This window comes from Streptomyces sp. NPDC048584 (assembly GCF_043199595.1).
In the GTDB taxonomy this organism is placed as follows: domain Bacteria; phylum Actinomycetota; class Actinomycetes; order Streptomycetales; family Streptomycetaceae; genus Streptomyces; species Streptomyces edwardsiae.
In genome coordinates this window covers 334,200-346,888 of sequence record NZ_JBICWF010000008.1, presented here as the reverse complement: position 1 = coordinate 346,888, position 12,689 = coordinate 334,200, and the positions used below count along the sequence as shown (strand labels likewise).

8 protein-coding genes are annotated in these 12,689 nt (G+C 71.9%); 4 read left to right on the top strand and 4 right to left on the bottom strand.

The window, feature by feature from the left end; genetic code table 11:
* The first annotated feature begins 212 nt into the window (after positions 1 to 212).
* The gene (locus tag ACGFR9_RS20280) at positions 213 to 1,265 is read left to right on the top strand and encodes a hypothetical protein (RefSeq protein ID WP_393210355.1); all 1,053 of its coding nucleotides are present in this window, start codon (positions 213 to 215) and stop codon (positions 1,263 to 1,265) included.
* Between the two features lie 45 nt (positions 1,266 to 1,310).
* Here the strand turns inward: ACGFR9_RS20280 and ACGFR9_RS20275 are convergent, their stop codons facing one another.
* Positions 1,311 to 1,763: an NUDIX hydrolase gene (locus tag ACGFR9_RS20275; RefSeq protein ID WP_393210353.1), complete on the bottom strand. Its 453-nt coding sequence runs from the start codon at positions 1,761 to 1,763 to the stop codon at positions 1,311 to 1,313.
* A gap of 252 nt (positions 1,764 to 2,015) precedes the next feature.
* Here ACGFR9_RS20275 and ACGFR9_RS20270 point away from each other — a divergent pair, with 252 nt between their 5' ends.
* Entirely contained in the window at positions 2,016 to 5,327 is a 3,312-nt protein-coding gene (locus tag ACGFR9_RS20270) for a S8 family serine peptidase (RefSeq protein WP_393210350.1), read from the top strand.
* A 76-nt stretch (positions 5,328 to 5,403) separates the two neighbouring features.
* On the opposite strand, the gene ACGFR9_RS20265 is transcribed toward ACGFR9_RS20270, so the two are convergent.
* Both ACGFR9_RS20265 and ACGFR9_RS20260 read right to left on the bottom strand, forming a co-directional pair.
* Positions 5,404 to 6,258 carry a hypothetical protein gene (locus ACGFR9_RS20265; protein ID WP_393210347.1) on the bottom strand — a complete coding sequence of 285 codons (855 nt, stop codon included), beginning with the start codon at positions 6,256 to 6,258 and terminating at the stop codon, positions 5,404 to 5,406.
* A 1-nt stretch (position 6,259) separates the two neighbouring features.
* A complete protein-coding gene (locus ACGFR9_RS20260) occupies positions 6,260 to 6,799 on the bottom strand; it encodes an RNA polymerase sigma factor (protein ID WP_393210345.1) in 540 nt (179 codons plus the stop codon).
* Positions 6,800 to 7,110: 311 nt separating this feature from the next.
* Here ACGFR9_RS20260 and ACGFR9_RS20255 point away from each other — a divergent pair, with 311 nt between their 5' ends.
* Together ACGFR9_RS20255 and pepN are read left to right on the top strand one after the other, a co-directional pair.
* Positions 7,111 to 8,127, top strand: coding sequence for an aspartate-semialdehyde dehydrogenase (locus tag ACGFR9_RS20255; RefSeq protein ID WP_393210342.1), 1,017 nt, complete (start codon positions 7,111 to 7,113; stop codon positions 8,125 to 8,127).
* A 305-nt stretch (positions 8,128 to 8,432) separates the two neighbouring features.
* A complete protein-coding gene (gene pepN, locus ACGFR9_RS20250) occupies positions 8,433 to 11,012 on the top strand; it encodes an aminopeptidase N (RefSeq protein WP_393210339.1) in 2,580 nt (859 codons plus the stop codon).
* Positions 11,013 to 11,066: 54 nt separating this feature from the next.
* On the opposite strand, the gene ACGFR9_RS20245 is transcribed toward pepN, so the two are convergent.
* Positions 11,067 to 12,587, bottom strand: a complete 1,521-nt coding sequence (locus ACGFR9_RS20245) for a PQQ-dependent sugar dehydrogenase (RefSeq protein WP_393210336.1) — start codon at positions 12,585 to 12,587, stop codon at positions 11,067 to 11,069.
* Between the last annotated feature and the right edge of the window lie 102 nt (positions 12,588 to 12,689).

Here is a 12,689-nt window from a genome sequence, read left to right as displayed (position 1 = left end):
AACAACACACCCCCCAGCTTTGGCCAATGGTCGGGCGTTCCGTCATCGTTACGGAATCCGGTCATCAGCGGCCGTAACCCCTGGTCCGTGTCCGAACGGACCAGGGGTTATCGGTATCCGAACAGGCGTCCTTCAGCGCGGGCTTGTCCTTGTTTGTCGACGGATGCGTAACACGGGTTCGGGCCCGCTTCCGAGGCGGGAAATTGCCGGTCATGAACCACGAAACCCCGCTCTCCCCCCTCCCCCTGCACCACCTCGCCGGTGTCACCGGGCGCCGGGTGCTGACCCACGCCCAGCTGCGCGCCCATGGTGTCCCGGCCGCGGAGACCGGCGCGCGGTGCCGCCCCGGGGGGCCCTGGCGGCAGCTGCTGCCCGGCGTGGTCCTGCTCCACTCCGGTCCGCCCACCAGCGAGGAGCGGCTGCACGCCGTGCTGCTGTACGCGGCACGGGAGCGGACCGGGGGTGTCCCCGCCCAGCCCGGCGCGGAGGGCCCGGCCGCGCCCCTGTACCCGGAGGCGATGATCACCGGGCTGGCCGCGCTGACCCTGCACGGCTTCCCGTCCGCTCCCCCGCTGCCGTCCCTGGAGACCTTCGACGTACTGGTCCCGCGGCTGCGCCGGCTGCGGTCGACGGGCCCCGCCCGTATCGTCCGCGCGCCCGAGCTGCCCGTTCCCGAGCACGTCACGGGGGTGCCGGTGGCACCGGTGCCGCGGGCGCTCGCCGACGCGGTGGCCGGGCTGCGGGACGCGGGCACGGTGCGCCGGCTGCTCACGGAGGCGGTGCGCGGCGGTTTCTGCGATCCGGCGGCGGTGGTACGGGAGCTGACCTCCGCGAAGCTCCTCAACCGGCCGCACGTGGTGGACGCGGTGGACTCGCTGCTGGCGGCGGGGCGGGCACTGGCGGAGTCCCGGCTGTACCGGATGGTGCGCGACCACGGGCTGCCGGACCCGTGCTGGAACGTCGACCTCGGGCTGCCGGGCGGACCCCGTCTCGGCGGCGTGGACGCGTACTGGCCGGAGCACTCGGTCGCCGTGGAGCTGGACACCCGCGCCCCGCGCCCGGGGGGACGGCCGGACGACGAGGCCCGGTGGTCGGAGTACGTCCGCAAGCGCGAGCACCTGGAACGCCTGGGCATCACGGTCGTCCACGTCACCCCGCGCGGGCTCAGGGACGCGATGGAGCAGCAGGCGGCGGTCGTCCGTACGGCGCTGACGGCCTCGGCCGACCGCGAGCCGTCGGCGTATGTGAGGGTGCTGCCCCGGTAGGCGCCGTACGTGGATCCAGGACCGGTGCGGCGCGCGGGCCGCACCCTATGCCGTCTCCACCCGTCCTGCCGCCGGACGTTCCCGCCACAGGCGCAGCGCGATGTCGACCAGGCGGACGCGGACCAGGTCCGGGACGGTGTCCAGGGGCTGCCAGGCGGCGAGTTCGGTGGAGCCGCCGATCTCGTTCCTGAGTTCGCCGCCGGTGACACGGCCCTCGTAGACCAGCCGTACGCCGTGGTGGTCGACGGAGCGGCCGAAGCGGGCCGGGAAGGTGCGGCGGGTGGAGTGCACGCCGAGGAGTCCGGTGACCTCGATGCGGTAGCCGGTCTCCTCCTCGACCTCCCGGCGCACGGTGTCGTGGGGATCCTCGCCGTGCTCCATGCCCCCGCCCGGCAGCACCCACTCGGGTATGCCGCCGGGTCCCGGTGAGCGGGCGAGCAGGAACTGTCCGTCGCGCACCACCACGGCGTAGGCCGCCACCCGCAGATTCCTTCGCATCCGGGGACGTTAACCCGGTGGCCGGTACCGCGGGGTACCCAAGGGCGACTTGTCACCTTCAGGTGCTCATCTCCCCATAAGGGCATCGGGGGTTTTCCCCATACATCCATTTCGGCGCGGCCAACTCTCGCCAAACACGCACCTCTTGCATAAGGCTCGACGATCGTCCGGGATCACGTTCCGGGCCGTCGCGACCAGGGTCGTCCGGCTCCGGTCGCTCAACGATCGTTCCTTTACTTACAAGGGATGCCGATGACCCACTCCCCTCAGCGCGAACCGATACCCGGCGCCAGACGCGTGGCCCGTATCGCCGTGGCCGCCGGCCTCGTCGCCGCGCTCTCCGCGGCCGGGCCGATACCCCTCGCCATGGCCGCCGACAACCCGCCCGCCGCGCCCGCCGACGCGGACGTCAAGTCCGCGCACGACAAGCTCGGCGCCGACGACGCGGACCTGCTCGCCGAGGCCAAGGCCGCCGGCGACAAGAACGTCACGCTGATGATCGCCACCGCCCCCGGGAAGACCGAGCAGGTCGCCGCGCAGCTGGACGCGGTCAAGGGCGGTTCGGTCGGCCGGACCCACGACCGGCTCGGCTATGTCCGGGCCACCGTCCCCACCGGCAAGGCGGACGCGGCGATCGCCGCCGCCGCCAAGCTCTCCTCCGTGCACGGCGTCGACCTGCGCGAGGAGATCCCGCTGGACGACCCCACACCGAGCGCGGACACCGCCCGCAAGGGCAGGGGTTCCAAGGGCACCGCCGCGTACCCGGCTCCGGACAGGCGGACGCCCGCGGAGAACCCGTACAACCCGTCCTTCGAGACCGGTGCCGTCGACTTCGTCGAGGACAACCCGAAGGCGGACGGCCGCGGGGTCACCATCGGCATCCTCGACTCCGGTGTGGACCTCGGCCACCCGGCACTGCAGCGGACCACCACCGGCGAGCGCAAGATCGTCGACTGGGTGACGGCGACCGATCCGATCGTGGACAGCGACCAGACCTGGCGCCCGATGGTCTCCTCCGTCTCCGGCCCGGCGTTCACCTACGACGGCAGGACCTGGCGGGCACCGGCGGGTTCGTACCGGATCAGCACCTTCCTGGAGTCGTACACCACCGGCGGTGACGCCAAGGGCGACGCCAACCGCGACGGCGACACCACCGACTCCTGGGGCGTCCTCTACGACGCCGCCTCCGGGACGGTCCGCGTCGACCTGAACGACAACCAGGACTTCGGCGACGACACCCCGATGAAGCCGTACAAGGACGGCTTCCAGATCGGGTACTTCGGCACCGACGACCCGAAGACCGACATCGCCGAGCGGCAGCCGTTCGTCGTGGAGATCCGCGAGGACGTCCCGATGGACCCGTACGGCGGCGACTGGGTCGGCAAGACCGCCGACTTCGTCAACATCGGTGTCATCGAGTCCGAGCACGGCACCCACGTCGCCGGCATCACCGCCGCCAACGGCCTGTTCGGCGGGAAGATGGACGGCGCCGCCCCCGGCGCCAAGATCGTCTCCTCGCGCGCCTGCACCTGGTCGGGCGGCTGCACCAACGTGGCCCTCACCGAGGGCATGATCGACCTCGTCACCGAGCGCGGTGTCGACATCGTCAACATGTCCATCGGCGGTCTCCCGGCGCTGAACGACGGCAACAACGCCCGCGCCGAGCTGTACACCCGTCTGATCGACACCTACGGCGTCCAGCTGGTGATCTCCGCGGGCAACTCCGGCCCCGGCGCCAACACCATCGGCGACCCCGGTCTGGCCGACAAGGTCATCTCCGTCGGCGCGTCCGTCTCCAAGGAGACCTGGGCCGCGAACTACGGCTCCGTGGTGAAGACGAAGTACGCGATGATGCCGTTCTCCTCGCGCGGTCCGCGTGAGGACGGCGGCTTCACGCCGACGCTGGTCGCGCCCGGTGCGGCCATCAACACCATCCAGACCTGGATGCCGGGCGCCCCGGTCGCCGAGGCGGGCTACGGCCTCCCGGCGGGCTACGGCATGCTGCAGGGCACCTCGATGGCTTCCCCGCAGGCCACCGGCGCCACCGCGCTGCTGCTGTCGGCCGCCAAGCGGAAGCACATCGAGCTGACGCCCGCGGACCTGCGCACCGCCCTCACCTCCACCGCCGAGCACATCAAGGGCGTGCAGGCGTACGAGGAGGGCGCCGGCCTCATCGACATCGAGGACGCCTGGGACGCCATCCGCGACGGCGCCACCGCGCACGAGTACACGGTGAAGGCGCCGGTCGACACCGCGATCGACCAGTTCCTGGCGACGCCCGGCTTCGGCACGGGCCTCTACGACCGTGAGGGCGGCCTGAAGGCCGGGCAGAAGAAGACGTACGACGTCACCATCACCCGTACGTCCGGTCCCGACCGCCCGGTCCGGCACGAGCTCGGCCTCGAGAACAACCCCGACCACACCTTCCGTATCCTCGGCGACGACGACGTCCGGCTGCCGCTGAACGAGCCGGTCACCGTCAAGGTGCAGGCCGCGCCGCGCTCGGCCGGACTGAAGAGCGCGATCCTGGAGGTCGACGACCCGCGTACCGAGGGCGTCGACCAGCAGATCCTCAGCACCGTGGTCGTCTCCGCGCCGCTGCGGCACACGTTCTCGGCGCGGGGCACCGCCCAGCGCAACGACACGACCTCCTACTTCGTCACCGTGCCCGAGGGCGCGAGGACGCTGGAGATCGCGATGAGCGGGCTGAAGGACAAGAGCCAGACCCGGTTCATCGCCATCCACCCGTACGGCGTCCCGGCCGACAGCACCTCGACGCCGGACTGCTACAACAACTACAACGACGGCAACGGCTGCCGCCCCGACGTACGCTCGTACGCCGACCCGCAGCCGGGCGTGTGGGAGATCGAGGTCGAGGCCCGGCGCACCTCGCCGCTGCTCGACAACCCCTACAAGCTGGACGTCGCCGTCCTCGGCGCGGCCTTCGACCCGGAGACCGTGACCGTGCCGGAGGCGAGGATCGGCACGCCGGCCGCCGTCTCCTGGACGGTGACGAACGAGTTCGCCGCGCTGGACGGCAAGCTCGTCGGCGGCCCGCTCGGCTCGTCCAAGACGGCCCGTCCGGCCATCGTGACCGGTGACACCCACACCACGACGGTCGAGGTGCCCGCGGGCGCCACCTCCCTCGACGTGGCCATCGGCAACGTCACGGACGCCTCCGCGGACCTGGACCTGACGGTCTACGACGCCGCCGGCGCCCAGGTCGCCCAGTCCGCCGACGGCGACTCGGAGGAGTCCGTCTCCATCGCCTCCCCGGCGGCCGGTACGTACACCGTGGAGGTCGCGGGCTACTCCGTTCCGGCCGGTTCCACGGACTACGACTACCTGGACGTGTTCTTCTCCGCCTCGCTCGGCTCCGTCACCGTCGACGACTCGACGCCGGTGAAGCTCGGCACGGGCGACACCGCCACCGTCTCCGGTGACGTCACCGTCGCGGCGGCCGCTCCCGAGGGGCGCGCGTTCTTCGGGCGCGTGCAGCTGGTGAACGCGCGCGGCACGGTCGCGGGCCTCGGCAACGTGGCGATCGAGAAGGTCGTTCCGTAAAGGGCCGGTGATCCGGGGAGGGGCGGGCGTCCGTACGGGCGCCCGCCCCTCCGTCCTCCCTTCGTCCTCCTTGTCCTCAACCGCAGGTGAGGGTGCGGGCCTCGGGGAGCGCGGCGATGATCCGGGGCCGCTCGCGGGCGATGTCCGCCTCCCCGACGATCACCGCGTCGGGGTACTGGCCCCCGGCGGGCATCCCGACCATCACGAGATCGCCCTCGTGCAGCGGGACCCCCTCGGCGGGGTCCCGCAGAAACACGACCTCGCCCTCGCCCTTGTAGTAGCGGCCCGCCGACAGCGTGACCCGCTCGGCACCGGCCATCCGCTCCACCGCGAGCACGGTGCCCTCGGCGACGATCCGGGCGCAGGCGAGATAGCGGGGGCTGCCGAAGGCGACACCGGCGGCCTCCTTGGAGTCCGCCTGAGCGGCGGTGCCACTGTCCGCCGCCCCGGACACACCCCCCGGCTGCGCCACGAGCCACCCCATGCCGGCGACGACGGTGGCGGCGACGGCGGCGACGAGCACCCCGAACGCCACCCGCGCGGGCCGCCTTCGGCGTGGCCCGCGGGAGCCGGGCCCCGGCCCGGCCCGCCGCCCGCCCCTCACCACGGCACCGGGGGCCATCCGCTCCCGGCCCTCGCCCCCGGCCTCTTCCCGCCCCGCCGGCACGCCCGGCTCCGCGGGCACGGCGAGGGCGTCCCCGATCAGCCCGAGCCGCTCCCGCAGCACGGCGACATCGGCGACGGCCGCCCGATGCGCCGCCACGACCGCGGGATCCTGCCGGCCCGGCGCGGGCAACGGCTCGTCGAGCAGAGCGGCCATCAGCACGTCCACCCCGCCGTCACGGGTTCCGGGCGCGCCCGCCCCGTGGCCGGTGGGCGTCGGGGTGTCGGCCTCGTGGTCGGGGGCGTGGTGTTCGTCGTGGGACGGCATGTCAGACCACCTCGTCCTCGTGCAGGCGGGTGCGCAGGGCGCGTACCGCCGTGTGCAGCCGGCTCTTGACCGTGCCCTCCGGGACGCCGAGCTGCTCGGCGATGGACCGTACCGGCAGGTCGGCGTAGAAGCGCAGCACGACCACCTGGCGCTGTGCGTCGGGCAGTTCGTCCAGGCCGCGGGCGACGGCGAGGGAGAGCACGCTGGTCTCCTCGCCGGAAGGGGCCTGAGCCGGGCGGAGCGACGCGAGGCGCTCCCCGATCCGCTCCTGGCGGCGTTTGGCCCGGTGCCAGTCCATGGCGAGGTTGGAGGCGACCACGGCCACCCACGCCGAGACGTCCCGCGGTGCCTCCCGCCCGCTCGCCGCGCGTTCCAGCAGCCGCAGCCGGACCTGCTGCACCCCGTCCGGCAGGTCCGCCTGCGGCACCCCGCCGAGCGCGAGCACCGCCCGCACCCGGCGTTCCTGCGCCGCGTCCAGCGGATCGTCGTCCACCGCGGTGTACGACGGCCCCCGGCCGCGCCGGGTCCTTCCGCGCAGCACCGGCCACCCCCCTCACACTGTTTCCCCTACGACGCCGGTCCCGCCCGGAACGTTCAGAGGCGTACGTCACACCTTCGTGTGGCCGGTACCGGACGGGGCAGGGGACCTTGCGGTCCACGGCCCCCGAAAGTCGAATTTCTGCAGTTCAGGGGGGTTGCGGCCGAAGGTCCGCAACCGGTGGTCGCCGCCGGTCCGTCCCACTGTGCGGGCAGGCTCCGCAAAGAATTGGACAGGCGGGCCGTGGTCGGCCGCATGATGGAAGAGCCTCGGCCAGGCATTCAGGAACGAATCAGGACACGTAGGGAGTCGCCGTGAGGGTCGGAATCGTCGGAGCCACCGGTCAGGTGGGCACGGTCATGCGCAGGATCCTCAAGGAGCGCGACTTCCCGGTCACCGAGCTGCGCCTGTTCGCGTCGGCGCGTTCGGCGGGCACCGAGCTGGACGGCGTGACGGTGGAGGACGCGGCGGCCGCCGACTACTCCGGCCTGGACATCGTGCTGTTCTCCGCGGGCGGCGCGACCTCGAAGGCGCTGGCCGAGAAGGTCGCCGCGCAGGGCCCGGTCGTGATCGACAACTCCTCCGCCTGGCGGAAGGACCCCGAGGTCCCCCTCGTCGTCTCCGAGGTGAACCCGCACGCGATCGCGGACCGCCCCAAGGGCATCATCGCCAACCCGAACTGCACGACGATGGCCGCGATGCCGGTCCTGCGTCCGCTGCACGCGGAGGCGGGCCTGGAGGCGCTGGTCGTCGCCACGTACCAGGCGGTGTCGGGCTCCGGCCTCGCCGGCGTCGCGGAGCTGCACGGCCAGGCGTCGAAGGTGATCGACGAGGCGGACAAGCTGACCCACGACGGCGCGGCGGTCGACTTCCCCGAGCTGGGTGTCTACCAGCGCCCCATCGCCTTCAACGTGCTGCCGCTGGCCGGCAACCTCGTCGACGACGGTCTGAACGAGACCGACGAGGAGCAGAAGCTGCGCAACGAGTCCCGCAAGATCCTGGAGATCCCCGAACTCAAGGTCTCCGGCACCTGTGTGCGCGTCCCGGTGTTCTCCGGGCACTCCCTGCAGATCAACGCCCGCTTCGCCCGCCCGATCAGCGCCGAGCGCGCGACCGAGCTGCTGGCGGACGCCCCCGGTGTCGTCCTCACCGACATCCCCACCCCGCTCCAGGCGGCCGGCCAGGACCCGTCGTACGTCGGCCGTATCCGCCCCGACGAGACGGTCGCCAACGGCCTCGCGCTGTTCGTCTCCAGCGACAACCTCCGCAAGGGCGCGGCGCTGAACGCCGTACAGATCGCGGAGCTGGTGGCGGCGGAGCTGAGCGCGTGACGCCACGCGTGTGACCGAGGGGCCGTCCACCCGGTGGGCGGCCCCTCGGGGCGTTCGGAGCGCCAGGTGCCGCCGCAGTGCCACGTCGAATCTCGGCCATGCGCTGCCGGGGGACCACGCCCAGATGTCGCCGCAGACGAACGACAGGATCCGCGTCCTTGGCCACCCAAGGGGGACCCCACCCGTCAGGCCCACCCCGGACGGGCCCGACACAGGGGTATCCCCATGATCCGGCTCGGTCATCGCCTCGGCGCGAGGTCGCGTGGAAGGATGGCGCAACCCACACATATCGAGGAGATGACCGCGTGCCTGGCACAAACCTGACTCGCGAAGAGGCGCGGCAGCGGGCGAAGCTGCTGACCGTTGACTCGTACGAGATCGATCTCGACCTCTCCGGCGCGCAGGAGGGCGGCACCTACCGGTCCGTGACCACGGTGCGCTTCGACGTCGCCGAGGACGGTGACGGCGCGGAGTCGTTCATCGATCTGGTGGCACCCGAGGTGCACGAGGTGACCCTCAACGGGGACTCCCTCGACGCGGCCGAGGTCTTCGCCGACTCCCGCATCGCCCTGCCCGGCCTGCTGAAGGGCCGTAACGTGCTGCGGGTGAGCGCCGACTGCGCGTACACCAACACCGGTGAGGGTCTGCACCGGTTCGTCGACCCGGTCGACGACCAGGCCTACCTGTACACCCAGTTCGAGGTGCCGGACGCCCGCCGTGTCTTCGCGAGCTTCGAGCAGCCCGACCTCAAGGCGACGTTCCGGTTCACCGTGAGGGCCCCGGAGGGCTGGACGGTCGTCTCCAACTCGCCGACGCCCGAACCGAAGGACAACGTCTGGGAGTTCGAGCCGACCCCGCGTATCTCGTCGTACATCACGGCACTGATCGTCGGCCCGTACCACTCCGTGCACAGTGTGTACGAGAAGGACGGCCAGTCCGTCCCGCTCGGCATCTACTGCCGCCCCTCGCTGGCCGAGTACCTGGACTCCGACGCGATCTTCGAGGTCACCCGGCAGGGCTTCGACTGGTTCCAGGAGAAGTTCGACTACGCGTACCCGTTCGCCAAGTACGACCAGCTGTTCGTGCCGGAGTTCAACGCGGGCGCGATGGAGAACGCGGGCGCGGTCACCATCCGCGACCAGTACGTGTTCCGTTCGAAGGTGACGGACGCCGCGTACGAGGTGCGGGCCTCCACGATCCTGCACGAGCTCGCCCACATGTGGTTCGGCGACCTGGTCACCATGGAGTGGTGGAACGACCTGTGGCTGAACGAGTCGTTCGCCACCTACGCGGAGGCCGCCTGCCAGGCCGCCGCCCCCGGCTCGAAGTGGCCGCACTCGTGGACGACGTTCGCGAACCAGATGAAGACCTGGGCCTACCGCCAGGACCAGCTGCCGTCCACGCACCCGATCATGGCGGACATCCGGGACCTGGACGACGTGCTCGTCAACTTCGACGGCATCACGTACGCCAAGGGCGCGTCCGTGCTGAAGCAGCTCGTCGCGTACGTCGGTGAGGACGCGTTCTTCCGGGGCGTGCAGGCGTACTTCAAGCGCCACGCGTTCGGCAACACCCGCCTGTCCGACCTGCTGGGCGCGCTGGAGGAGACCTCGGGACGCGATCTGAAGTCGTGGTCGAGGCAGTGGCTGGAGACGGCCGGCATCAACGTCCTGCGCCCGGAGTTCGAGACGGACGCCGACGGTGTCATCACCTCGTTCGCCGTCCGCCAGGAGGCACCGGCGCTCCCGGCCGGCGCCAAGGGCGAGCCCACCCTGCGCCCGCACCGCATCGCGATCGGTCTGTACGACCTCGACGAGGCGAGCGGCAAGCTGGTACGCGGTGACCGCGTCGAACTGGACGTCGACGGTGAGCTGACCGCCGTACCGCAGCTGACCGGCAAGCGGCGCCCGGCCGTCGTCCTCCTCAACGACGACGACCTGTCCTACGCCAAGGTCCGCCTGGACGAGGCCTCCCTCGCGTTCGTCACCGAGCACCTGGGCGACTTCGCGGAGTCCCTGCCGCGCGCCCTGTGCTGGGCCTCCGCCTGGGACATGACCCGGGACGGGGAACTCGCCGCCCGCGACTACCTGTCCCTGGTGCTGTCGGGCATCGGCAAGGAGTCCGACATCGGTGTCGTGCAGTCGCTGCACCGCCAGGTGAAGCTGGCCGTCGACCTCTACGCCGACCCTGCTTCCCGTGAGGCCCTGCTGGCCCGCTGGACCGACGCCACGCTGGCCCATCTGCGGTCCGCCGAGGCGGCGAGCGACCACCAGCTGGCGTGGGCGCGCGCGTTCGCGGCGACGGCCCGTACGCCGGAGCAGCTGGACCTGCTGGAGGCGCTGCTGTCCGGCACGCAGACCGTCGAGGGCCTGGCCGTGGACACGGAGCTGCGCTGGTCGTTCGTGCAGCGGCTGGCGGCGGTGGGCCGGTTCGACGAGACGGAGATCGCGGGCGAGTACGAGCGGGACCGGACGGCGGCCGGCGAGCGGCACGCCGCGACCGCCCGTGCGGCCCGGCCGACGGAGGAGGCCAAGGCGGAGGCGTGGGCCTCGGTCGTGGAGTCCGACAAGCTGCCGAACGCCGTCCAGGAGGCGGTCATCGCCGGCTTCGTCCAGACGGACCAGCGGGAACTGCTGGCGCCGTACACGGACCGGTACTTCGAGGTCCTGGCGGACGTGTGGGCCTCGCGCTCGCACGAGATGGCCCAGCAGATCGCGGTCGGCCTCTACCCGTCGGTCCAGGTCTCCGGCGAGACCCTCGACCGGACGGACGCCTGGCTGGCGTCCGCCGAGCCCAACGCGGCCCTGCGCCGCCTGGTCTCGGAGTCCCGCGCGGGAGTGGAACGCGCCCTGCGCGCCCAGGCGGCGGACGCGGCGGCGTCCTAGCCCGTACGTACATCAGGGGCGCCGGAGTCTTCTTCCGGCGCCCCTGACGGCTGTTCAGCGGCCCACCGCGCAGGCGTCGCCGTTGAGCATGAACCGTGCCGGTGGTGTGGCGTCGCCGGTGTTGCCGGTGAGGTAGCCGAGGGTGACGCTCGCGCCGGGCGCGATCGTGGCGTTGTGCGGGGCGTTGACCGCCGTGATCGTGTTGCTGCCCTGGGTCAGGGTGGTGTTCCAGTCGGAGACGACGCTCTGGCCGAGGGCGAGGGAGAACTCCAGGGTCCAGCCGTTCACCGGGGTGTCGCCGGTGTTGGTGACGGTGAGGTCGACCGTCATGCCGGTGCCCCAGGCCGTCACGGCGCGGTCCACCCGGCAGGTGGGTTCCTCCTGGGCGAAGGACACCTTGTGCAGACCGCCGGGCAGATCGTTGACGACGTAGAACTCGCCGTCGGCGGTCGTGCCGATCGATGTCACCTGGGTGGGCATCTCACCGATCTCGGCCTGCTCGTAGCCGCCGCTGCCGTCGGGGCGCAGCGCCCAGACGGTGGACGAGCAGTAGTCGGTGGCGATGTAGGTGCCGCCGACCAGGCCGGCGTGGTCCCGGCCGCGGTAGACATGGCCGCCGATGACCGAACAGCCGCCGGTGTAGGGGGAGTAGGTGAAGACGGGCTCGGTGTACTCCTCACCGGGCACGCAGTCGCCGCCCTGGAACCTCTCCAGGCCCTCGTAGCAGGACCAGCCGAGGTTCAGCCCGCCCCGGCCGGGGGCGAGATGGTCGATCTCCTCCCAGCGGCCCTGGCCGACGTCGCCGATCCACATCGAGCCGTCGGCCCGGTCGAAGGAGAACCGCCACGGGTTGCGCAGCCCGTAGAGCCAGATCTCCTCGCGGGCGCCGGGTGTGCCGACGAACGGGTTGTCGGCGGGAACGCAGTACGGCAGCGTGCCGCAGGTACGGCTCACATCGATCCGCATGATCTTGCCGAGCAGGGTGTCCAGCCGCTGTCCGGAGCGGAAGGGGTCGCCGGCGCTGCCGCCGTCGCCGATGCTCCAGTACAGGTTGCCGTCGGGGCCGAAGGCGAGCTGGCCGCCGTTGTGGTTGCTGAATTCGGCGTGCGGCTGGGAGAGCAGGGGCTCGAGGCGGGACTCGTCGAGCCGGTAGCGGGCGACGGTGACCGCGGCGTCGGGCAGCGCCGTGTACGCCAGGTACAGGGCCTGGCTGTCGGCGAAGTCCGGCGGGACGGCGATACCGAGGAGACCGCGCTCGTTGCCGGACTCGTCGACGGCGGAGGTGATGTCGAGCAGCGGGGTCTGCGCCAGGCCGGTGTCGGGGTCGTAGACGCGGACGCTGCCGGACTTCTGGGTGATGAACAGCCGGTCCGTGCCGTCGTCGGGGGCGGCGATGGCGGTGGGCCGTCTCAGCCCGGAGGCGACCTGGGTGGTGGTCGCGCTGATCGAGGGGAGGGGAACGGCCTCGGCCGCCTCGGTACGGGACGGCGCGGTGTCCGCCGCCGCGGGCAGCGGGGCGAGGGCGGTCAGCAGGAGGGCCAGTAGGAGGGGCCCGGTCCAGCGGCGTCGTGGCATGTCGGCTCCAGAAACGTGGACGCTTGCACGGCGGGGGTGTTCTGGTGCTGGTGCTCTGTTCGGGAGGAGCGCGATCGATTCGCGTCGACGGTGTGGGAGCGC